Raw genomic sequence first — 21,870 nt, 5'->3', positions numbered from 1 at the left:
GACTCTTTATGGCATACAAGCTCGACGGGGCAAAATTTCCCACGCTGGAGGAACTCATCGCAGCGCTCTATCCCCTTTATGCGGACAAAATGAGCGAAGCGGAATTTCGGAAATACGTTCAGGAGAATGCCAAGGAGGAGTAATTCCTCCTTGGGGCCGATTTTCATTTTGCGAGCCGATCGGGAACTGGGGATGATTTTCCCTAGTTTTGCTTGTCAAGTCGACCCGCTTTCCGTACCTTCTCGCAATGGCTTTTCAATTTAAGAAGTGGAGACTCGCCCCGGCTTGGCGGAGGCCTCTTCTCCTTCTTGCCTCCTTTCTCGTAATCATCCTGAAATTCAGATTTTTACTGACTTCCGAAGCCTTATCCGGCTGGAGTCTTCACGCGCAAACCCATCTTGCGGAAACTTATGATTCTCTTCTTTCCGGCGGAGAATCCTTGGGATACGATACGAGATGGTTTTCCGGAATGCCGGTTTTTTACTTCGAACCTCCTTTCTTTTATTTCACGGTCGCTCTGCTGCACAAGTCCCTCCTTTTTTGGGCTCCACTTACCCTTTCGTTCAACGTCGGTATCCTGCTTTCCGTCCTTCTGTTCACATACGCTTTCATTAAATTCAGTCTTTTGTTATTAAGCGAAACCAACCATAAGGCCAATACCGTGATGCTGGCCATGTCCGGACTCCTGTTTTTCTTTCTTTGTTCCGGGGAAGAACCTTTCGGACTTTCTCTCGTCGGGTTGTTTAGCGGAACGGTAACCGGATTTTTCGGCCTGAGTTGGAGTTTATTAGGATTTTATTATCTCGAGAAATACAGAACCACGGGAAAAATCTCCGCGCTTTCCAAATATGTGGTCGTAAGCGCCTGCGTTTTTTATTCGGATTTTCCCTCTTCCCTTTTTTACGTCGTATCGTTATTGATCTATTTTCTTTTTCTCGGCGAGGAATTGGGAAAACGAGCGTTTGCCTTGGCGTTTTTTATCCCTATATTGATCGCCGCTCCCGTATGGTGGAATTTTCTGAAATACTCCTCCTATCGGGCGGAGACATTTCCGATGGAGACCAATCCGGGACTGATCTCGATCCTCGGCCCGGGAGCCCTCGCACCGATTTGGGAAGGCAAAGGAATTTTGGCTTTTCTCTCGAATTTCCTTCTCGGATTGTACTGGATCCAGGCAGTGTTTCCGGCTTTGTTCCTCCTAGGGATCCGGTCCGTTTTAAGGAGGAAGATTTTTCCTCCCGCTTCCAGGTTCGTCTTTTTTGCGAGCTTGATCTTTTACTGGATGGGAGTGGATACTTCCCCCGGCAAATTTTTTCCCGGCATAGGCTTTCCCTGGTATAGGGCTCTGGATCTTTCTCTGCTCTTTTTGACGTTGTCCGCTCTGGAAACCGCCGTTCATTTGTTGAAGAATTTCAAATACAAACTCTTGGCGCAATATTCCATCGGCGGTTTATTGTTCTTTGCTTTGCTTCGGTTTTTTCTCTGGCATCCCGAATTGGAATGGAAAGAGAATTCGGCTTTTTTAAAGGAAAGTTTGTCCGCACTGGAAATGCAGGAAGTGGAAAAGACTCTTTCCGAACTGCCTAAGAATTCCAAAATATTTCCCGAAACGGATTCCCGCAAAAAATGGGGGGACAGCCCCTTTACTTTAGGACTTCTGATCCGAAGAGCGGGTCATAGGAATCTGATCGGAATGGAAGCGGAGGCGTCCTTGACTTCTCTTGCCGTCCAGCCTTATCTGAGTCGATTCCTGCCTTGGACTGCTTGGAAAAAGGAAGGCGTCTATGAGGAAGAGCTTTCTCCGGAGGAAGCCGGCAAAGGGTTGTATCGTTATCTGCAATCTACCGGGACCTCTTATATTTTGGGATCGACGAAGAAACTTTATAAAATTCTAAAGTCGAATCCTGATAAGTTCTCGTTGGTGGACGGATGGGTGAATTCCGAGGGGATCCAACCCTTGGCGACTCCGGAACACGCGAACGCCCGATACGAAAAGGAAACCGAAGATAAGAGCTCGTTGTATCTGTTTTCCGTCAAGGATTCGGGTGCGGACCTTTCCCGTCTGAAAGAAAAAGCCTGGGGCGTCGCGGATTACAAAGAATTGAGCGGCGGAAAAGGATTACGCCCGAAGCGTTTTCTCCATAGCACGAACGAGGCGATCCTGTACGAGGGCTTGGATCCGGGCATCGTATTTGCGAGGATCGGAAAGAACGAGATAGAGGCCGCAGGGGGAGATCTGAACAAATGGTTCAAGGGGATTCTGGTCATCAATACTCCGCCGAATAAGGAGGATTGGAAGGCTGCAATCCGGGAAAAATACGGAAATCTTCCTTTTATGGACCGATCCGAGTTTTTGGGGCTCTTCTTTCCCGTACCTGGAAAGCTTTTGCAGGAATCCGTTACGTTGCCCGAATGGCCGGTTCCGTCTAAAATTCTCTCCGACGAACGGATCGTTTCCGAAGAGGATCCGCGCCCCGCGACAAACCTAAAGGATAAGACGGAAGTATCTTCGCCTAAGTATTGTTATTTGGTTCGCAGAAGTTTTTTCCCGAAATGGTGGGATGCGAACGGAGGAATCCTGTTCCAAACCCAAAGGAACGAAATCCTCCTCTGTTCTAAAGAGGATCACTTCGATCTGAAGTTTTCCAAGGGAAATTCGATTTGGCTTACGTGCATTATGTACCTTCTTCCCTTACTGTTTATCCTGGCTTCGCTGGTAAAAGGAAGGTGGTTCTTTCGTTGAGTCTTAAGGATATGAGCGCGGGAGCAAGAGACAGACCTTACGCGAGACTCCAGCTACTTTCCAATTTTCTTTTGTTTCTTTTCGGAGGGCTGCTGTTCTGGGGGTTCTTCGGAAAATGGGATCGGTTCCCTTGGGGAGGCGTGCTCCTTCACGGATTGGAAGGAGGGCTGGTGGGTGCCGTCTGCGATTGGTTTGCCGTATGGAAAACATACCGGGCGGTGGAAACGGAGAGTGAAACCATCGCCGAGGAAATAGGAAAATGGGTCTCTTCCGATCTGGTGAACGAGGAAAAATTGCGGGAGTATATGGACCGTATTCTGGACGACCCGGAACAGATTGCGGCTCTGTCCACGCTGCTCCAAGAAAATCTAGGCGGGTCCGAAAGGATCGGTAAGGCCCTGGATCTGGTTTGGGAAAAGGTGGAAGAGGACATTGTCAGATATCTTACTAATTTCCGCTTTTCCGGAGCAGACCAAGAAATCCTAAAAGATTTGAGTAGAAGAAAGGAAATCCTGGGAACCGTTCGTTTCTTGGTCGGAGAGGCTCTGGTCAAGGCTGCGGACCAGGAGGATTTTAAGGACCGAATCGATAGGATCACGCGCAGTCTTTCCTTCTTGGCCAAACCGTTGGTATGGTTGTTGGACCCGCAAAAAAGGATTCGGGAATTCGGAGCCGGCCTAAAAGAGGATCAGGAATTCGACTCCGAAGAAGACACGGTTCTTTTCGAGATATTTTCCCTGTTTTCCGATTGCGCGGATTTATACATAGGTTCCTGGAACGATCTTCCCGAATCCAAAAAGGAGGAGGCGGTTCGTTCCTTAACGGATTTCGGAAAAGACCAACTCAATCGCATGTTAACGGATCTAATCGCTCTTCATGTGGAAGATATTAAGAAAATGGAAAATTTAAGGGAATACGGTCCGATCCGTTCCGTTCTGGAATTTCTAAGAGAGAGGACGAATGCGAGCGTCTCAAGATACCTGGGAGAGCAGGTGGCAAGAGGATTGAAGCGTCTGGAACCTAGGCAATTCCGGATCAATCTCGAGGCGAAAACGAGAAGAGTTCTGGAGAAAATACGGATCAACGGTAGTTTGTTGGGATTCGTTTCCGGTTGCGGTATCGGGCTCTTGGATTTTCTGTTTTAGATACGCGAAGATTCCCGCAGAAATTTCTTGCAAAAGCCTTCCGTTTAGGATTCCATCATTTCCGTATGAAGGGAAGGGCTTTCGCTTTCATCCTATTTTTATTCCTGGGAGATTGTTATACCTCCACCTTATTTTATTTCGATAATATAAGAATGAAGGAAGTTCCTCCGGACGTGAGGAGCGGTTTGTACAAACAGGAGGAATCGGATTGTAAGGAAAATCTGGAAACCTTACTGGAAAGGATCCGGAAAAAAAGTCCGAACGCGACTCATGTAAGGGACCTGGAGGTTTTTAAGACCGATTTGGGTTTCGGTAATCGTTGCCTTAGGGTCCGGTACGGATTGGAGATTTCGAGATGAGAAGCCGTCGGAACGTCGTTCTCTTTTTTTCCGTTCTTTTCCTTTTCTGCCTAAACTGCGCCAGCCCGGAAAAACTCTTTTTCCAGATCGATCGCTTTCGACCCATAACGGAGAAGCAGTCCTTATCCGAATCTAGGGTGGAAGGGGAGGATTGCGTAGGCTGGTTTTTTCCGATCTATTTCGGTTCCTTCGAACCGGATCTGCAAACCGCATACGACAATGCGATCGCAAAGTCTCCACCTGGCACGGAATCTTTGGCGAACGGCGAAGTGTTTACGAAATATTTTTTTCTCCCCCCTCTTGTCTACATCCGTTGCATCGCTATCTTGGGTACTCCGGTAAAGGAATAAGTACGGTTTTTTTAAACCCAAATACTTTATTGTTGAACCATCTTTTTTAGAATGCGTCTAATTGATATCCCGGAAAAAACGGGAAAAGGAGGATTTCATGGAAGCAGTGTTGCACAAGTCGGAAACTAGGGGAAAGGTTGATTACGGCTGGCTGAAATCCAAGCACACGTTCAGTTTCGGTTCCTATACGGACGAATCTAGGATTCATTTCGGAGCCTTACGGGTGTTAAACGATGATACGATCGCGGGAGGCACGGGATTCCCGATGCACCCTCACCAAGATATGGAGATCATCACCATTCCGTTGGAAGGCGCGGTGGAGCACAAGGATAGTATCGGAACGAACGGAGTCATCCGTGCCGGAGAAGTACAGGTCATGTCCGCGGGAACCGGGATATTGCATTCGGAGTTCAATCATTCCGCCTCCGAGCCCTTGAGCTTGCTTCAGATTTGGGTGATTCCGGAAAAAAGATCCGTTTCTCCTAGATACGCCCAAAAAACGTATTCCGTCGAAGAGAGGAAAAACCGTTTTCAAGTCGTGGTTTCTCCCGATCAGAATTCGGAATCGCTCTGGATCCATCAAAACGCTTGGTTTTCCTTGGGAAATCTGGACGCAGGCGTTCGTTTGGAATACGAGCGTAAGAATAAGAAGGGCGGAGTGTACGCGTTCCTGATCGGCGGAAAAGTGCAGATCAACGGAGTGGACCTCCTTCCTAGAGACGGGGCAGGTTTTGCTCTAGACGACGTGCTGGAAGTGAAGGCCCTGGAAGATTCGGAACTCCTGTTAATGGACGTTCCGGAACTTTAAAAAAAACTACTTTAGTTCTCTGGGTTCCACGAAAAAGGTTCTCAGAGAACTATCGCGTATCAACCGGACGGTCAACTTTCTGCCTATGCTCGATTCGTCCAAGATCTTATGGAGATCATCCACTCCTAGAATTTCCCGATCCGATAAGTGGATTACGAGATCTCCATTCCGAATACCGGAAAGATCCGCCGGAGAACCGGACTCCACGCTCTGCACCAAGACTCCGCTTTCCTGACGTAGACGATTCATGCTACGAGTTGCGGAGGGGATCGTCTGGTTCTGTCCTCCGATTCCTAGATATCCTCTTTTTACGCTTCCGTGGGTGATCAATCTGGTGATCACGTATTCCGCCGTGCTAGAGCCTACCGCAAAGCAGATCCCTTGGGCCGGAAGAATGATCGCGGTATTGATACCGACGATTCTTCCTAAGGAATCGACCAAGGGACCTCCGGAATTTCCCGGATTCAAAGCGGCATCCGTCTGGATAACGTTATCGATGAGTCTTCCCGTTCTAGACCGGAGAGTTCTTCCTAGGGCGCTGACCACTCCCGCGGTCACCGTGGATTCGAATCCGTACGGGTTGCCGATGGCGATGACGAGTTGTCCTACTTTCAATTTTCCTGAATCGGCGAAGCCCGCGTGACTGTATCCGTTTCCCCGGATCCTGAGTACGGCGACATCCGTAAACGGGTCGTCTCCCACAAGTTCCGCTTCCGTGGAGGATCCGTCGGAAAGTCGTACCCGGATTTTGGACGCACCGTGAATGACGTGACTGTTGGTCGCGACGAATCCGTCCGGGGTCAGTAGGAATCCGGAGCCGCTTCCGCCTTGTCCCCCGGCGGAAGATTCCACCTGTAAATGCACGACTGCCGGACCCACTCGATCCACCGCCTTGATTACGGAATTGGAATATGCGTCCAAAAGTTCCGATTCGTCGCCGACGGAACGGGAATCCTCGTCGGGTAAGAGAGGGGCTTTGCGGAAGAATGCCGGATCGTTTTTGCCGTGAAGGTCGGAATTTGCGAATTGAATCATACTAATTCTTGGACCTCGGAAATTTCGAACTGGAAGAAAAAACGTAACTTTAACCGTTACAGTTTGGGAGTTTCGGTTTTTTTTCGTCCGAGGTTTGTATAATAAGGTCCCTTTCGAATCGGAGAAGCGTACGAAAAAATCCGGCTCGGGCCGAACGTTTTACGTTTTTTTCCAATCGGAAATCGGAGGAAAGACGGGCTTGTAAGGAACCGTTGTGGTTCCTTGGGAAAACATTTCCGGCACGGCGCGTCTCCAATTCAAAAAATGAGGGGTTTCTAAATGGGCCTTCCGAGAAGATTCGCTTTCGTACGCTTCGATTAATAAAAATCTGCCATCGTCTCCGTCGTTTTGCAGAAAGTCGAATCTGTACACTCCGACTTCTTTCAGGGACTCCGAGGCAAGTTCCGTACTGATCTGCCGGAACTCGTCGATTTTTTCGGGAAGGATTTTATAGGAAGAGACGGTTACGATCATAGCGAACCCAGACTAACATTCGATTTCCGGACTGCGAGAAAAAAAAGATGGATTCGACGACGCCGTGTGGAAAGCATCTCCTCTATGAAAATACGCACTCCCATCACAGATATGCTTCGGATCGACTTGCCGATCATCGGAGCTCCCATGTTTCTGGTCTCTTATCCCGATTTGGTCGTAGCCGTGTCGGAGGCGGGAGGAATGGGAACCTTCCCCTCCCAAAATTATAGAACGATAGAGGAATTAAGAAGAGGGCTGGAAGAAATCCGTTCCAGAACCAAAAAACCTATCGGTGTTAACTTGATTCTGCACAAGGATCATAATCCGAACTGGGCCAAGCATTTCGAATTATTGTTGGAGTTCAAAGTGGAATTGATCATCACGAGCTTGGGAAGTCCGAGGAGTATCGTGGGAGAAGCTAAGTCTGTAGGCACGAAAGTGTTCTGCGACGTGACGACTTTGAAGCATGCGAATATCGTAGCTAAGTCGGGAGCCGACGCATTGGTTGCCGTTGCACAGGGAGCAGGAGGCCATGCCGGAGCGATTTCTCCGTTCAGTCTGATTCCATACCTAAAAAAGGAAGTCGGTCTTCCCGTTCTTGCCGCCGGAGCGATTAGCGGCGGCCAGCAAATGGCGGCTGCACTTTCCTTAGGCGCCGATGCGGTCTATATCGGAACCCGTTTGATCGCGTCCAAAGAGGCCGCTGCCTCCGAAGAATACAAGCAAATGATCGTGGACTCCCCTCCGGAAGAGATCGTTTATACCGAAAAGATCTCCGGAATTCCCGCCAACTGGTTGAAGCGATCCGTGGAAAAGGCGGGGGACGATTTTCACGCGAATCGTTCCACAAGTATAGACCAGGAATTTAAGAGGTGGAAGGACATCTGGTCTGCCGGTCAGGGAGTTGCCCAGATCGACTCCGTGCTTCCGGCTGGGGAAATCGTTCGGAATATGGCGAGAGAATACGGAGAAATCCTGGGAGCATTGCCTAAGATTCAGTGACGAGTCGACAGTCTGCAAGTCGACTCGTTTCGGAGTTTCCGTATTTCTCATTCGACCTTCGCGGTATCCCGTTTGCGCAGGAGTAAACGGAATACCGTGATATGGATCACCACCAGCAGAGGCGCATATGCTGTGAAAATAATGAACATCAACCCCGCATGAGCTGCTATGTGTAGAGTCAATGCCTGGACGGCAGCATAGAGCAAGTCGACGAAGCCCTCTATATTGAAGATCCAAACCGCGGGTATTGCAAGCCTCGAGCCGCGCGAAAGTAGTAGGTAAGCGAATAATGCCAACAAGGCGGCGGTAAAATCTCCCCATACGGCGGGGAAGACGAAAGCCTGCGGCATTTCCGGACCTACCACATTCGGTATGTACATAGACATTCCTACAAAGCGAAAGACGTGCACGAGCAGTAGACCCTGCAGAGTTTTCGTAAAGCTTCCTTTCCCCCGGGGTAAAAGGACGTCCTTGACGAGTAATGTAGAAGCGATCGCTCCCATGGTTGAAGCCAAAAGAAAGTAATGTTTAGGTTCCATAGTCTCTGAAGATATAACGTACGAACGTTCGTTCGTAAATCAAAAAAATACATTCACCCGAACGTTCGTTCGTTTTTTTTTTTCTTGCGGTTCCATTTTATCGTGTGCAATCTGGAAAAATAGATGGAGATCGCCGATTCCAGAAAAAAGATCCTTGCGGCTGCGGCCGATTACGCCTCTTTACACGGGCTCAACGATCTTACGATAGGCAAACTTGCGAAGTCCACCGGCATGAGCAAAGCCGGCTTGCACGGTCCTTTCGGTTCGAAAGAGGCTCTTCAGATCGAAACGATCCGTTATGCGATGGGCGTTTTTAGCGAGCATGTCATTCAACCCGCTAGGAAGAAGCCCTCAGGAACGGGGAGGGCAAGGACATTTTGCGAGTCCTGGATCCAGTATGTGGACGGGAAAGTCTTTCCCGGAGGTTGTTTTTTCGGACGGGTTTCCATGGAAGGGGATTCCCTGAGCGACACGGTCAACGGTGAAATCAGGAGACTCTTCAATCTTTTTCGTAGATTTATGACGGCCGAATTGAGCGAGGAACGGAAGGGATCCAAATCCGGCGGAGCCGAATTTGCCGATCAAGTGATTGCACTCGTCGTAAGCTATAATTGGGCGATGCATTCGTTGAAAAACAGGGAACTTGCGTCGCATGTACGTAAGTTGATTCGCGAAAAATTCGCGACGTTAAAATAAGGAGATTTATGAGCGACACGATCTGGGATGAACACTACCGCAAGCTGGAAAATATGTACCACGGAAAAGCGCCGATTAACGTTTTTTTTAAGCCTACAATCAGGATCTCCCGGATGGAGGCGGAAGTGGAAATTCCGGTTCGCGAAGATTTCTTTCATGCTGCGCAGTCCGTTCATGGATCGGTTTATTTTAAAGCGCTGGATGATGCGGCTTTTTTTGCCGCGAATTCGATCGTAAAGGACGTCTTTGTGCTTACGCTTACGTTCCAACTCCAACTCACTCGAGCGATTAAGGACGGATCCATGACCGCGCGGGGGAAGGTTTTGCAGAATCTAGGAAATCAGATCATCGCCGAATCCGTGCTATATGATTCGAGAGGCAAAGAGGCCGCCAGAGGCAACGGAGTTTTTGTAAAGAGTAAGATGCCCTTGTCCGCGGAGATCGGTTACGTTTAGGAACCTACCGGACGAATCCGAAAGGTGATTCGGTCCGGCGTTTTTCGTGCGGCCTTTGTTCCGTTATTCTTTCTTGTCGGAAAAACTTACGGGGATCAGATGGAAAACCCCGAACAGTAAAACCTGAATCGCATCGTTCCACCGAAAGCCTCCTCTTTGCGGGGCACGAATCGAGTAGATTCCGGTTTCCAAAACGTGCAGACCTAAAATCACCCAACCTGCAAGCATGATCCAAGCGTCGAGTTGGGGAAAAATTCGGATCGCTTGGAAGAGTACGGAAAACCAAAGAAACCAGAAAAGTCCCGTAATTACCTTAGAAACCAAGATCATCGCTGTCGCGCTCCTTCTCCGGGAAATTTCCCGGAGAGTTTATACGAACGGAGAGGCGGTTCAGGTCAAGAAGAAGTTTTCGGATTCATACCGAACACTATTCGAATTCAGGTTTGGGATTCTATCTCTATCTTTTCGTCCTGTTCCGCTTCGTTTAATACCGGGCCGGTAATCTCGTCGAACAGGGCTCTAAGCAGGTGATAATAAGGAGCGGCCTTAGGGCCGACGGACTCGCCGAATTTTTGGGTATAAGTCTTTCGTAAAGACTGTTCTTCCGCCTCCGTAGTGGAGTAAGAGGAGGAGGCCAGGGCTTCCCACAGTACGGAATTTCCGGGACAACTTTTCAACTGTCCTAGAGCGGAGAGTTTGATTTTAGAGCCGGAGATTTCCTCGGTCATCTTGAGTAGAAAAATCCCTTGGGCCTTTCCCGGAATGTCCGTACAGGTTTCTCCCGAATTTTTAGGATTGGGATAAACGATGAATTCCCTGTGATGGGCTAGATACTGCTCCGACATCGCTTTCGCCATTTTGGATTCCGCAGAACCCAAGGTGGACTTAAGATCCATCACGACCACCAACCGTTTGAACCTAGCTAGGGATTTCGTGAGATCGGGGGATTCTTTCACGTAACTAACCGTACAGTTGGAAACGGTTAGGAGCAAAAAAAATACTAGAGAAAGGATTCGTTTTAGATATAGGTTCATCGGCTTTTCTTTTTTGGGGTCTTGCCACCGGATTTTTTCTTAGCTTTGGCTTTGGCGATCGAGGGCTTCTCCCGGGGCGGCGGCGGTTCGACGGGAGCGGGCAAGCTAGGTTCTTCTTCCTCCGACTCGAGTCCCAAAGGAACCGTTTCCGATGCTTCGGATTTACGGGATCGATACGCGAGTTCTAGTATCGCGGGCAATAGGGTCAAGGCGATCAACAAGCAGGCGCCGATTCCGATCGTCGCCACTTTTCCGATGGAATGCAAACCGCGTTGGTCCGCTAACAGGAGCGCACTCCATCCGACCAGGGTGGTGAGGGTGGAAGCGATGACTGCAGGACCGACCATTGCCATGGCTCTCACGATATCGTGGTCTTCCCTATAGCGGTAATAGATATAGATTCCGTTCTGGATTCCGTATCCTATCACCACGGGAAATACCAATACGTTCATAAAGTTCAGCTTCAATCCTATCAAGGTCATAAAGCCTACTGTGATCAAAATTCCGAGCAGTAAAGGAATCAGCGAAAGTACGGCAGGTAGGAAGGCTCTATAAAAAAGAATTAATACTACGACCACGAGGAATAGAGTGATAAAGAAGGCGGCAAACCCCTCCTTTTGCACGATCAGGATCAGGTTCGCGAATAGCATCAAGCTTCCCGCCGTACTTGTCTTGAACGTAAAGGATCTCACTTCGGATACGCTTTTGTACGGACGGTGTTCCAAAATCGTGTCCACCGTGCCCGGTAAAATTTTGAGAGAGAGAAGTTTCTCCTTGGAATAGGAATTCAAAGCGGAAAGAAGCGTCTTTTCTTCCGCTTTGGAATACTTCTCCTTGGCCGGATCGATAAATCCTTTTCCCGCGATTCCGGTGGAATAGAGGATCGTATTCAAGTTCCTGCGAGAAACTTTCGGCACCTCCAATTGACCGACGGCGGCAAAAAACTCCAGGAGTTTTCCTCCGTGCCATAATGCGACTTTCGGATACAGAAAGACTATGTATCCCTTTTCCTTAGAGGTGGGAATTTCCGTAAATTGAGTCGCGAAATAATCCGGGACTTCCCGGTATCCGTACGGCTTGACGGAAAGAAAAACCTTGGCTTTGGGGAGGTATTTTCTCTGTTCCGGTTTCAAGAAGGCGGGCTTAACCGGTTTCATGTCCTTTTGGATCTGGTCCAGAATTTTGCGGTTGGCTACCTGCTGTCCGTAAGGAGGTACGAAATTCCAGAGGGAAACCACCTGGTCCACGGAACCGGATATTTTTTCCGGAACGGGATTCATATAATCGAATACGGCTTCAGATTCCTCCAGAGTATTCACTACGATCGCCTGAGGATCCGAGGAGATATCGAATCTATCCGAAATTTCGTCGTAGAGATTTACGGATTCCTGATTTTCGACGAGTAGGTTTCGACCGTTCACGTCGAATTCCACTTTCGGTGCGAAAGCTCCTAAAACCAGTACGAAAATCAGAACCGCGGCCGCTAGTAGTCCCGGTCTGGAATAGAACTTTCTCAGGATTCCGGAGGGAGTCTGTTGCGCTTCGTTTAACAAAAATACTCGAGAGAGTCCGGGGAACCATTTTAAAAGTAGGGTGATCTGAACCGCGGTGACCGCGTACATGGTGACCGCGATGACCAGAGTCCCGTAAGTCGCGATGATTCCGAATTCGCTGAAGCCTCTGAAATCGGAAAAGGAAAGCACGACGAATGCCGAAGTGGTCGTTAGTGCCGAACTTAACGAGGCGACTCCTGTGTGGTAAATGGTGTCCTTAATGGACCGGACCAAATCCTGTTTCTTGGTGAATTCCTCCCGGAATCGATAAAGGAATTGGATTCCGTAATCGATTCCGAGTCCCATCAGGATGGATCCGATGATGCTGGTGATGCTATTCAATTCCCCGATGAAAAATCCGGTGATTCCGAACGTGATTAAGAGTCCGGAAAAAAGCGAAAAGAGAAGCATCGCTATGAACAAGGGATTCCGGAAAAAGAGCAACAATAGGAGAGTGATTCCCACAAACGAAGCGATTCCGATCGGTTTTAATGCGCCGATCAGGGTCTCGTAGTCGTCCTGGTTCAGTTTGTAGGTTCCGGTATATCCCGCGTAAATGCCTTCCTTTTCCAGGCCGGAATCGGCGACGATGGATTGGATCCTTTTGTCCAGACGTTTGTCGAAATCTATGTCCACGAAAGAACCGGTCGGTTTGATCAAAAGGAGAAGCATTCCTTTGTCGGGAGATATATTATATTCGTCGAATATATCACGCTTGGCCAGTCTCTGATATTTGGATACGATGTCCGTGAAGTCCGGGTTGTATTCCTCGTCGGTAAGTTTTATGAAGAAAGGATTTGCCCGTTCCACTTCCTCGTCGATCTTCCGTTTGACCCGTTTGCGTATTTCCGCCAGGTCTTCCGTCTTGAGGAATAGGGGGAGCCTATCCTGGAGAAAGGAAACATTGTAACGATAAGAGACGAAACGGACGAATTCCTTGTCCGCCAAAAAGGATTTCGCCAAAGTTTCGGAGGCTTGTTTTAGAGCCCTTTCCCTCTCCTTATAATAGGAAAGGTTCTTTTGTTTGGCCGACTCGGCAAGATTCAGTTCTTTCTTTTGGAGTTCCTGATTTCCATCCCGTTTGGCGCGGAAAGCTTTTGCGAGATGGTCCGTCATTCCCTTCTCGTCTTTGAATTTCAGTACGACGGTATAAAATCCGCTTCCTCCCACCATCTCTATGACTTTTCTAGTGATGATTACGGAAGGATTGTTTTGCGGTAGTAATTCCAGGTTGTTGCTGTTTATGGAAAGACGCGTCGTATAATAGGCGGAAAGCCCCAGAAAAGCAAGTAGGCAGATCGATGCGGTGACCGGACGGGTGAGAACCGCGTCCGTTGTTCGAGAAAGGAATTTTCTCATCAGCTTTTTGCCGCTTTCAGTATTGAGAGGATCGTTCCTTTGACTCCGTTCTTTTTCAGGGAAGGTTCTATGTTTTTGGTACGATTGATGTCCGTGGCCAACTTTCCTTCCGTTTCAAAATCCGTAATGTACCAGTTTCCGTCTATTTCGGATAGGATCCAGGCAAACGTGATCTGGTCCGAGCCTTTGTATAAAATGGAGGATCCGATCCGAATCTTCTTATCCTTTAGGATCGGTTTTTCATACGTGATATCGATCTTGTCGAAATACTGAACGGCGATCGGAAAGGCCTTGTTTTCGATGTATTTTCCGACCGCTTCTTCGAAGTCTTTCTTTTCCGCCAGAGTGAGTTTATGGTGTCCGACTAGCAGTTCGGAAAAGCGGCCGACGTGGATCAGGGCTAACGCTTTGTCGTTTTTCTTAAAACGGATGAAGCCGACCAATTTTTTCACCGTCGATAAGGACTGTTCTTCCGGAGAAGCGGTCGTCGTTTCCGCAGGGGGAGTTTGAGGAGCTTCTTCCGAAAAAACGGAAACGTTTACGAGTAGAAGGGAAGTGACAAGAAGGATACGAATCTGTTTCACGCGATACCTGATATCGGAAAGGAATCCGAGGGTTTTTTTTCCGTCCGAGAATTCGCGCGAATCCGAGCGGATCGGACGTTTCGTACAGTAAACCGTACGGAAGATCCAAGTCAACGGAAAATACCTAGCAAGCCAAGGCCTTTTGATAGGATTCAAATCCGGATTTTCTAATGAAAGCGTACGGATTTCTTTTCGGAGCCGACAAGGATCCGATACGCTTTTTCCAAACACTCGGGCCCCATCCCCGCTAAAAATAGAAAAGAGCAGACCAAGTAAGAGAATTGCAATCGTATCGTTCCGATTTCGTAAAATTTACGGGGCGAAACGGTTATACTCGAGTCCAGAACTTTGAAAGAAGTCAACTTGCGGATTCTTCGGACGATCTCGGCATCTTCCATGACTTTCCATTCTTTTTTGTATCCTCCGCATTCCCGAAACAAGGAGGCTTCCATAAAAAGTCCTTGGTCTCCGAAACGAAGAAGGTTCCAATCCCAGTCCTTGTATTTCGCATTCCAGCGTAGCCACAGATTTCCCGATTCGTAACGGATTCGAAAGCAACCGGATCTGATTTTACGATCCGTATTCGTTCGGATCCGATCGGGAAAGTCGAAGGGAGGTAGGCAATCCGCATGCAGGAAAAATAAAATATCTCCCGCCGCGGAGATTGCACCCAAGTTGCATTGGGCGGAGCGGCTCCTGATTTCGGACTTGAGAAGTTTTACTCCGTAATTCGCGGCGATCTTGCGGGTCCGATCCGTACTCCCTCCGTCCACGACAAGAACTTCCAAATTCGGATCCGATTTGAGAGAAGTGTCCAGCGCTTCCAAAAGTACGGGAAGATATTTTTCTTCGTTCCAGACGGGAACGATGACGGAAATCTTCCTCTTTATTAGAAATTCGTTCTCCAAATTTTCAGTCCTTTCGCTTCGGCCTCTTTCAGGTCCTCGAGATCGTCGAGATCGGAGAGTGTCTCCAGAAGACCGACCTTCTTTTTCGAGGACTTCGCTCTTTTTACGCTTTCGGCAAAAACTTTCTCCGTGCTCCATGGGATTTCTCGAAAAAGATCCGGAAGGTCCTCTTTCAGAGCGATCAGATAATAACCTCCGTCCAGAGCAGGTCCGAACACGATTTCGTTTTCCCCCAACAAGCGGAAGGCTTCCCGGAGGTGGAGCTCCTGCAATTCGGGACAATCGCTTCCGATCAAAACGGAGTAAGTATATCCTTTTTTAAAGGAATCCAAAAAGGAATTTCTCATTCTTTCCCCGAGATTCCTTCCTTCCTGGATGCGAAGAGAGACTTCGCCGGAACCCCAATCTCCTAGGTCCTTTTTTTCCGGTAGAAAGGTATCGAACCAAAGAGTCTTCGCAACGGGGATTTTTTTTACGACGGAGCGCGTCGCTTCCACCAAGGCCAGGTAAACTTCCAACGCGGCCGCATCGCCGATGTCAGACGCCAGCCTGGTTTTTACCGACCCTAGTACGGGATTTTTTAAGAAAACATGAAGGATCGAATTTTCCATTTCTTAAGAAGTACACCCGGGACGGGTGGAAATGAGAAGGAAAAAAAATCGCTCCGTCTTTCCAGCGACCGGAAAATCGAATTCGCAGGAAAGACGGGGAAGTTCCGAAGTCTTTCGATTAAGCCGTTCGGCTTCGGATTTCTTTTGCGGGATCGATGTCTTTCCAGTAGGAAAAATATTGTCTGTAGTACAGGAACCAAACTAGAGAGAATCCGCAAGATCCTATAACGACGGCCATTCCTACACTGTCGAATCCGAAAATGAAAGCCGTCGCGACTAATGCGGCCAATCTGAGGGGCTCGGCGAATAGGGTCCATCGTTTCAGATCCAGGACCCCGCCGATCGTCAATAGGGAAACGAGACCCAGGAAAAAGATCGTGTATTGCACGTTTGTCGGTATGGAGGCGATTTTTACCAACATGGCAAAGGTCCCGATCACTGTGGCCGCAAACCAGACTAGCGAGTATGCCGTCAGCCCGCCCGGCAGAGATACATCATATTTTTTGAATGTAGCAGAATTTACTTCCGGGATCGGGAATTGGCCCCCCAGCTCGGCGGGTCTCCAGCCCGGCATGGCAAAGAAGATCCGGATCTTGTCCGCCCAACGAGGGGATTTCCAGGAGATTTCGAGCATTTCCCACCAATAATGGAGGTTGGCCCAAATCGGATTGAAGCTGCGTAACGGTTTTACCGTCCCGTACACCGGGATCTCTTCCTCTTTTTGGAAAGTACCGAACCATTTGTCGAATACGATCAAGGTTCCTCCGTGATTCTTGTCTATGTATTTCGGATTGATTCCGTGGTGGACTCTGTGGTGGGACGGAGTGTTAAATACTGCTTCGAACCAGGATGGTAGTTTATCTACCGCTTTTGTATGGATCCAAAATTGATAGATCAGATTCAATTCGCCGTTCAGAAGTAATACGATAGGTGAAAATCCCAGTAACGCAAGAGGGACGTAAAATACCCAGGAGAAAAGCATGTGAAAACTGGCCTGCCTGAGAGCCACCGTAAGATTGTATTCTTCGCTTTGGTGGTGGACGACGTGTCCCGCCCAAAGGAAGTTCACTTCGTGGCTGAGTCTATGGTTCCAATAATAAGCGAAGTCGTATAATACGAAGCAGGACACCCAGACGGCTAATACCACAATCCAAGACCAGGCTTGCGAGGAAACTCCCAGAAAGTCCGCGGTCGGCATCCAGGAAACTCGATCGCTCGGCCAAGAAGGAAGGTCCACGATCCTCCAGTTTTCATAAACCCATATATAAGCCGCGAACGTGATCGCTTTGAATAGGATTACGAAGATTTGGTTGGAGACTCCCGCACTCAGATCGTTGATCGAGTCGTTGAGTCGATACAATCCTCTCTTCTTGTACCACGAAAAGCCCAGCTCCAAGCCGATGAGTAAAAAGAAGAAAGGGATGGCGATCGTAATCAGGTTTATTTTTTCCATAAGCTCCGGTTCTCACCCTAGGATATCCATCCAAATTGGAACGGTCAATCCAAAACGAATCGTGGAGCTCGATTCGGTTTTTTTTACGTAACGAGCGGCCGAAAAAATAGTTCTTAGGGTATATGCGGTTGACGAAATCGAAATCCTTCCGGATGATCTCCTGCTTATGACACAAGGCTGGCTTTTGTACGGAGCGAACGGATATACGGGAGAGCTGATCGCAAGGAGAGCGGTTTCCCGGGGTATGAAGCCGGTTCTGGCGGGGCGTAACGCACCTAAAATCGAATCCTTGGCCAAGGAACTCCGGCTCGAATATAGGATTTTCGATTTGGAGGATCCGAACGTAGTTCGGATGAACATTCGTTCATTTTCCTTGGTATTGCATTGCGCGGGTCCTTTTGTTACCACGTCCATTCCTATGGCCCAAGCCTGCATTGCGGAGAAGGTTCACTACCTGGATCTTACGGGGGAAATTCCGGTCTTTCAAGCTCTGTTCGGAATGAATGCTCTTGCGGAAGAAGCGGGGATTTTGCTTCTTCCCGGCGTAGGATTCGATATCGTTCCCACAGATTGCGTGGCTGCCGCCTTGAAAAGGCAGCTCTCTTCCGCCGAGCAATTGGAGTTGGCATTTGTCGGGATGAATCAGGTTTCCCCCGGAACCGCAAAAAGCGCCCTGGCCCAGCTTCCTTACGGATCCAAAGTAAGGCGGAACGGGGAATTGGTGGGAGTTCCTCATTTGAGTTCGAAGCTCGAACTCTCTCTGAATGGGAAGAATTATACGGTCTACGGCATTCCCTGGGGAGACGTATTTACGGCAGCCATATCGACCGGAATCCAGAACGTTCAGGTCTTTACGGAAATTTCCAAAGGGCAAGTCCGAGCGATGAAGTTCTTAAGACCGTTTCTGTTTTTGTTGAAACTCGGGCCGGTTCTGAACGTATTGCAGGCGCTTTTGGGTTTACTCATAACGGGACCCGACGAAGAAACAAGGAGTAACGTGCGCGCGAAAGTTTGGGGAAGAGTGAAGTCTCCCGGAGGAAAGTCGGAGACTTTGTTATTGGAGTGCAAAGAAGGTTACGAATTTACGATCGAGTCCTCCTTGGCCGCAGTAAAGAAAGTCCTGAATCGAAAAGGGGGAAAAGGTTTCCGCACTCCTAGTCTCGCCTTCGGGCCGGATTTTATTCTGGAGATCTCCGGCTCGAAATGGGACTTCGTTTAAGTAGGGTTTTAAAAATTTCTTTACACTTTTTTTTTGTTGGAAATTCTTCCCAGTCATGTTCGGATCCTTTTTTTCGAGTCTCCTCCGACATTCCGTTTCGTTTTTGCTTTTCGGATGGTTGTCCGCGTGCTCGGGCACGAACGTTCTCACGTTAGTCAGTGCGGATTCCTCCACTCATCCTTTCCAAGGGGATTCGAATCCTTTGCAGAGCGTACTCCGCGGGGAGTGGATCTATCGGAGACAGAGGGCAACGAGCGGTATGTTCCCTGGGGGAGATGCCAGAAGGGAATCCGTCGCCTGTTCGCATAGCATTTTCTCTCTGGTCGGGTGGGGTGACTCGTCCTTGGAAGAAGTTTTCCGAAAAGATACGATTCAAAAAATTGCATTTATAGAATATTCCCAGGAAGCTTGGCTGTCCGGGATTCTATATCATTCCTTTTGCACTAGGGTAGTGGGGGAATGATATGAAAATTCGATTTCCTATGTTTCGCATCCTGATTCTTTTCTCGATACTTTTGTTTATGGGTTGTTCCGGTTGGAATCTTCTGAGCGCGGGTTCCCCCGGAATCGAGACTCATCCGATCCGAGGAGGAAGCAATCCGTTGCAGTCTTTGACGAGAGGAGGAATTCTCTTTTTCGAGACCAGTTCTTGGACGGGGGATAGATCTCAGGCGGATCCGATTTCGTTCGGGGAATCCTGCGCATACAGTCTTTTCGGAGTTTTTGCCTCCGGAGATGCGAGCATCGATTCCTCCATCCGCAAGGGAGGAATCTCCGAGATCGCTTTTGTGGAATACGACCAAATTGCGGTTTTGGGGGGTTTGGTGTACCAATCGTTTTGTACCATCGTTTGGGGAAAAAAGAATTCCGTCGGCACGGAAGGGAGGGGTTGGTGAATCGCAAGTTCTTGTTTCTTTTCCGGTCTTGGAAGTTCGGGAATCTTTTACTTTGTTTTGCGCTTCTGTTTTCGACTCTGAATTGCGCTAGCGGTCCTGTTAGCGGTTTGCTTTATTCTAAGACGGGATTTCCGGGGACGATCAACGAAGATCCGGGCGTGAAACGGGAGCTAAGGGCGGAAGGGTGTATCCATAATTTTCTGACTTTGATTTCGATCGGAAATGCGGGGGCGGGGGAGATCGCGTTTCAAAACGGAATCACGAGAGTGGCTCTCGTCGATCACTCCAGTCTTCAGATACTTACGGTTCTGTATCGGAATTATTGCACGATCGTGGTCGGTGATAAGGGATGAGATTCGTTCCGATGTTTCTGTTTGCCGTTTTGGTTTGTAGCTGCACTTCTTCTCCGGAGCCCGGCTGGATTTATACCCGCAATAAGTACCATTTGTCCACGGATCCTTCAGGAAAAACGATTACCTCCGCAAGAATCCGGAAAAAAGGAGAGTCTTGCACGTTCGGTTCCGCCTTATTCTATTTCGGTTATTACGGCCAACAAATTTCCCTGAAGGAAACGCTACTCAAGAGCGGAATCAACAAGGTCGCTTTGGTGGATCGTAGTACGGAAAGTTATCTGATGGGGTTGGTCTATTTCGATTGCCTCGAGGTTTGGGGGGAATGACGGAATCGGCTAATGCTCCTTCGGGGAGGAAGTTTCGGGCAGGAGTTCGATTCGTTTTCCGGTTCGTTTCTTTCTTTTCATTGCTTTGCTTTGCGACGGACTGTATTTCCTTGAGGGTCTATGTTCCGAGAACATTCCAGGATCCGCACGAAGTTCCTTTGCAATGGAGGAAGTATCGGGAATTGTATTTCGGGTTTTTGAGATCCTCTTACTCTCCGGGAGAGATCCAGGTGGTATTTCCGGGAGAAAAGGAACGGCATTTTGCGAAACGGAATCCTACTTGGCTCGTCTTTGCCCCCAATTATTTGGAAAACGGTTACGGATCTCTAAGTTCCCTTTTGAAAAAGGAATTTGCGGAACATCCGGAGGAATATAAGGGAGCCTACAAGGTCGTCGTCAGGCGCTTCGATTTGGAAACGAAGGACGGTTGGTTTGTGAGGCCGTTTACCAACGAAGTTTCCGTTCTTTTTGAGGCGGACGTTTTCGCGATCGGAAAGGCGGAGCCGGTGTGGCAATTTCACTTTCAGGACAAGATCGTTTCCGGTGTCACAGACGGCATGTTCGTTTTGGCGACGGTGACTTTAGTAGGTTGGATCTTTTACCTTCCCTATCTGGGGTTTCGCGGGAATCGTGAAGACCAACTCAATCAGTTGGGTCGGATCGCTTTATTAGAATTTTTTGAAGGATGGAAACGCCATCCGGTTTTATCCGCCGGGTCCGGCATTCCGGCACAAGAGATCGGCAAATGAAAGGAGTAAAAATTCCGCTCTTGTTACTTCTCGTCGCGATTCTAGAAATCAACTGTTTGTATTCCGCGGAAAAGAGATACACCGTAGGGCAGCCGTACGAGCCGAACGAGGAAAGCTATTTTTCGGAGGAAGACCCTCAGTTCGAAGAAGGTAGGCCTGTCGATTTTTTGGATTCTTTGGGTAATATCTTCGGGGTCTTGAGTAAGATCGTGATCGGTGACAAAAGGATGAGCAATCACCGGATCTCAGAAGAAACCAAACGATTCCTGAAGGAATATATCCGAGACAATAATTTGAAGGACGTGAAAGTTCGATTCAACCAATATTCTCCCGGCGGAGATTTTATGAGACTTTGGAGGTCCAAGAACGTGAATCCGTTATTGAAATGGACGTTCGGCTTGTTGACCTGGGTGCTCGAACTGGCATTTCCGGAACGCCTTCTTGCCAATTGCGGTATTCCTTATATCTGCGGCGGGGACCACTACAATCCGTATACGAACACGATTCATATCTATTCCGATCTTCCCGCGGCGGCGGTCCATGAAGGTGGTCACGCAAAAGACTTTTCCCTTCGGAAATTCAGATCCTGGTATACCGCTTCCTATATGATTCCGATTTTAGGAACCTTCTATCCGGAAGCGCGTGCCTCCGATGACGCGATCCGTTACTTTCGCTACCGTTGCGACTTGGCAACTCAGCTCCATGCGTATCACGTGTTGTACCCCGCGTACGGGTCTTATGTGGGTGGTCAATTTATCGGCCTCGTCGGTGTCATTCCGGGTTTTATCATAGGTTCTCGGAGCGCTACGGAGACTTTGAGAAAGGGGCCCGTTCGGGAGTGCGAGATCCTAAAGGAAATGGAAAAAGCACTCTGATCCTTGCGTACTGATCCCGGCCTTTCTAAAATGCCGGTGATCCATTATCCCCGTGCTTCCGCTTCCTTCTTTTCAATCGTTATGTGTTCGTGAGTTGGAAGCGCTTTGCGAGGTACGGGCATTTGGGTGGAACAGGGTGGCATCCCTTTAGGGATAGAAAAGCTGCATGTTTTCTCGAATTTTCGCGTGAAATTTGTATGTCAGCAATGTTTTTTTATTGCTCGCTTATTAAGTTATTTAATATTTTATCCTGACCGATCCTTTTTCTTTTTCGGTTAGATCGGCCTTTTTTGTTCGTGTCGGTTTCTCGTTTGGATGGATATTCCGATATGGGATATTTGTAT

General features: G+C 48.6%; 26 protein-coding genes. 16 read left to right on the top strand and 10 right to left on the bottom strand.

Annotated features, from left to right (window positions below; genetic code table 11):
* Positions 1-8: 8 nt before the first annotated feature.
* The 6 genes from EHO61_RS17380 to EHO61_RS01870 all read left to right on the top strand — a co-directional run bounded on the left by EHO61_RS17380 (position 9) and on the right by EHO61_RS01870 (position 5,405).
* Positions 9-143 (top strand): hypothetical protein, encoded by a 135-nt coding sequence (locus EHO61_RS17380; RefSeq protein WP_135766682.1) that lies wholly within the window; start codon positions 9-11, stop codon positions 141-143.
* Between the two features lie 104 nt (positions 144-247).
* A complete protein-coding gene (locus EHO61_RS01890; RefSeq protein ID WP_135811950.1) occupies positions 248-2,743 on the top strand; it encodes a hypothetical protein in 2,496 nt (831 codons plus the stop codon).
* Entirely contained in the window at positions 2,740-3,888 is a 1,149-nt protein-coding gene (locus tag EHO61_RS01885; protein ID WP_246031955.1) for a DUF445 domain-containing protein, read from the top strand. Before EHO61_RS01890 ends, EHO61_RS01885 begins: the two co-directional genes overlap by 4 nt.
* A gap of 65 nt (positions 3,889-3,953) precedes the next feature.
* Positions 3,954-4,247 (top strand): hypothetical protein, encoded by a 294-nt coding sequence (locus EHO61_RS01880; protein ID WP_135811949.1) that lies wholly within the window; start codon positions 3,954-3,956, stop codon positions 4,245-4,247.
* Positions 4,244-4,597, top strand: a complete 354-nt coding sequence (locus tag EHO61_RS01875; protein ID WP_135811948.1) for a hypothetical protein — start codon at positions 4,244-4,246, stop codon at positions 4,595-4,597. The genes EHO61_RS01880 and EHO61_RS01875 overlap by 4 nt, the downstream gene beginning before the upstream one ends.
* 97 nt (positions 4,598-4,694) lie before the next feature.
* Positions 4,695-5,405 carry a pirin family protein gene (locus EHO61_RS01870; RefSeq protein WP_135811947.1) on the top strand — a complete coding sequence of 237 codons (711 nt, stop codon included), beginning with the start codon at positions 4,695-4,697 and terminating at the stop codon, positions 5,403-5,405.
* A gap of 6 nt (positions 5,406-5,411) precedes the next feature.
* Here EHO61_RS01870 and EHO61_RS01865 read toward each other — a convergent pair whose 3' ends face one another.
* Both EHO61_RS01865 and EHO61_RS01860 read right to left on the bottom strand, forming a co-directional pair.
* Positions 5,412-6,440 (bottom strand): S1C family serine protease, encoded by a 1,029-nt coding sequence (locus EHO61_RS01865; RefSeq protein WP_135811946.1) that lies wholly within the window; start codon positions 6,438-6,440, stop codon positions 5,412-5,414.
* Between the two features lie 159 nt (positions 6,441-6,599).
* On the bottom strand, positions 6,600-6,914 hold the full coding sequence (locus EHO61_RS01860; RefSeq protein WP_135811945.1) for a putative quinol monooxygenase: 315 nt from the start codon (positions 6,912-6,914) through the stop codon (positions 6,600-6,602).
* An 84-nt stretch (positions 6,915-6,998) separates the two neighbouring features.
* On the opposite strand from EHO61_RS01860, the gene EHO61_RS01855 reads away from it, so the two are divergent.
* Positions 6,999-7,916, top strand: a complete 918-nt coding sequence (locus tag EHO61_RS01855; RefSeq protein WP_135811944.1) for an NAD(P)H-dependent flavin oxidoreductase — start codon at positions 6,999-7,001, stop codon at positions 7,914-7,916.
* Between the two features lie 47 nt (positions 7,917-7,963).
* On the opposite strand, the gene EHO61_RS01850 is transcribed toward EHO61_RS01855, so the two are convergent.
* Complete coding sequence (locus EHO61_RS01850) at positions 7,964-8,455, bottom strand: hypothetical protein (protein WP_135811943.1); 492 nt, start codon at positions 8,453-8,455, stop codon at positions 7,964-7,966.
* Between the two features lie 123 nt (positions 8,456-8,578).
* On the opposite strand from EHO61_RS01850, the gene EHO61_RS01845 reads away from it, so the two are divergent.
* Both EHO61_RS01845 and EHO61_RS01840 read left to right on the top strand, forming a co-directional pair.
* Positions 8,579-9,151 (top strand): TetR/AcrR family transcriptional regulator, encoded by a 573-nt coding sequence (locus EHO61_RS01845; RefSeq protein WP_135811942.1) that lies wholly within the window; start codon positions 8,579-8,581, stop codon positions 9,149-9,151.
* Positions 9,152-9,159: 8 nt separating this feature from the next.
* The gene (locus EHO61_RS01840) at positions 9,160-9,606 is read left to right on the top strand and encodes a PaaI family thioesterase (protein WP_135811941.1); all 447 of its coding nucleotides are present in this window, start codon (positions 9,160-9,162) and stop codon (positions 9,604-9,606) included.
* 63 nt (positions 9,607-9,669) lie between these two features.
* On the opposite strand, the gene EHO61_RS01835 is transcribed toward EHO61_RS01840, so the two are convergent.
* The 7 genes from EHO61_RS01835 to EHO61_RS01805 all read right to left on the bottom strand — a co-directional run bounded on the left by EHO61_RS01835 (position 9,670) and on the right by EHO61_RS01805 (position 17,108).
* Positions 9,670-9,936: a DUF1145 domain-containing protein gene (locus EHO61_RS01835; RefSeq protein WP_135811940.1), complete on the bottom strand. Its 267-nt coding sequence runs from the start codon at positions 9,934-9,936 to the stop codon at positions 9,670-9,672.
* A 107-nt stretch (positions 9,937-10,043) separates the two neighbouring features.
* Positions 10,044-10,640: an MXAN_6521/LA_1396 family lipoprotein gene (locus EHO61_RS01830; protein ID WP_135811939.1), complete on the bottom strand. Its 597-nt coding sequence runs from the start codon at positions 10,638-10,640 to the stop codon at positions 10,044-10,046.
* Positions 10,637-13,552 carry an efflux RND transporter permease subunit gene (locus tag EHO61_RS01825; RefSeq protein WP_135811938.1) on the bottom strand — a complete coding sequence of 972 codons (2,916 nt, stop codon included), beginning with the start codon at positions 13,550-13,552 and terminating at the stop codon, positions 10,637-10,639. Before EHO61_RS01825 ends, EHO61_RS01830 begins: the two co-directional genes overlap by 4 nt.
* Complete coding sequence (locus tag EHO61_RS01820) at positions 13,552-14,136, bottom strand: ABC transporter substrate-binding protein (protein WP_135811973.1); 585 nt, start codon at positions 14,134-14,136, stop codon at positions 13,552-13,554. The genes EHO61_RS01825 and EHO61_RS01820 overlap by 1 nt, the downstream gene beginning before the upstream one ends.
* Positions 14,137-14,303: 167 nt before the next feature.
* Entirely contained in the window at positions 14,304-15,044 is a 741-nt protein-coding gene (locus EHO61_RS01815) for a TIGR04283 family arsenosugar biosynthesis glycosyltransferase (RefSeq protein ID WP_135811937.1), read from the bottom strand.
* Positions 15,026-15,655, bottom strand: coding sequence for a TIGR04282 family arsenosugar biosynthesis glycosyltransferase (locus EHO61_RS01810; protein ID WP_135811936.1), 630 nt, complete (start codon positions 15,653-15,655; stop codon positions 15,026-15,028). The genes EHO61_RS01815 and EHO61_RS01810 overlap by 19 nt, the downstream gene beginning before the upstream one ends.
* 118 nt (positions 15,656-15,773) lie before the next feature.
* Positions 15,774-17,108, bottom strand: a complete 1,335-nt coding sequence (locus tag EHO61_RS01805; protein WP_135811935.1) for a sterol desaturase family protein — start codon at positions 17,106-17,108, stop codon at positions 15,774-15,776.
* Positions 17,109-17,274: 166 nt separating this feature from the next.
* On the opposite strand from EHO61_RS01805, the gene EHO61_RS01800 reads away from it, so the two are divergent.
* Genes EHO61_RS01800 through EHO61_RS01770 form a run of 7 tightly spaced genes read left to right on the top strand, consistent with a single transcriptional unit; the run spans position 17,275 to position 21,526 of the window.
* Complete coding sequence (locus EHO61_RS01800; protein WP_135811934.1) at positions 17,275-18,327, top strand: saccharopine dehydrogenase family protein; 1,053 nt, start codon at positions 17,275-17,277, stop codon at positions 18,325-18,327.
* A 55-nt stretch (positions 18,328-18,382) separates the two neighbouring features.
* Positions 18,383-18,790, top strand: a complete 408-nt coding sequence (gene lsa14, locus EHO61_RS01795) for an adhesin Lsa14 (RefSeq protein WP_135811933.1) — start codon at positions 18,383-18,385, stop codon at positions 18,788-18,790.
* A gap of 1 nt (position 18,791) precedes the next feature.
* A complete protein-coding gene (lsa14, locus tag EHO61_RS01790) occupies positions 18,792-19,223 on the top strand; it encodes an adhesin Lsa14 (RefSeq protein WP_246031953.1) in 432 nt (143 codons plus the stop codon).
* On the top strand, positions 19,220-19,576 hold the full coding sequence (locus EHO61_RS01785; RefSeq protein WP_246031952.1) for a TRL-like family protein: 357 nt from the start codon (positions 19,220-19,222) through the stop codon (positions 19,574-19,576). Before lsa14 (EHO61_RS01790) ends, EHO61_RS01785 begins: the two co-directional genes overlap by 4 nt.
* Positions 19,573-19,902, top strand: a complete 330-nt coding sequence (locus EHO61_RS01780; RefSeq protein WP_135811932.1) for a TRL domain-containing protein — start codon at positions 19,573-19,575, stop codon at positions 19,900-19,902. The genes EHO61_RS01785 and EHO61_RS01780 overlap by 4 nt, the downstream gene beginning before the upstream one ends.
* Positions 19,899-20,651, top strand: a complete 753-nt coding sequence (locus EHO61_RS01775; protein ID WP_135811931.1) for a hypothetical protein — start codon at positions 19,899-19,901, stop codon at positions 20,649-20,651. Before EHO61_RS01780 ends, EHO61_RS01775 begins: the two co-directional genes overlap by 4 nt.
* Entirely contained in the window at positions 20,648-21,526 is an 879-nt protein-coding gene (locus tag EHO61_RS01770) for a hypothetical protein (protein WP_135811930.1), read from the top strand. Before EHO61_RS01775 ends, EHO61_RS01770 begins: the two co-directional genes overlap by 4 nt.
* Positions 21,527-21,870: the final 344 nt, after the last annotated feature.

The organism is Leptospira fluminis (assembly GCF_004771275.1).
GTDB lineage: Bacteria > Spirochaetota > Leptospiria > Leptospirales > Leptospiraceae > Leptospira_B > Leptospira_B fluminis.
This window is presented reverse-complemented; position numbering and strand designations above follow the sequence as displayed.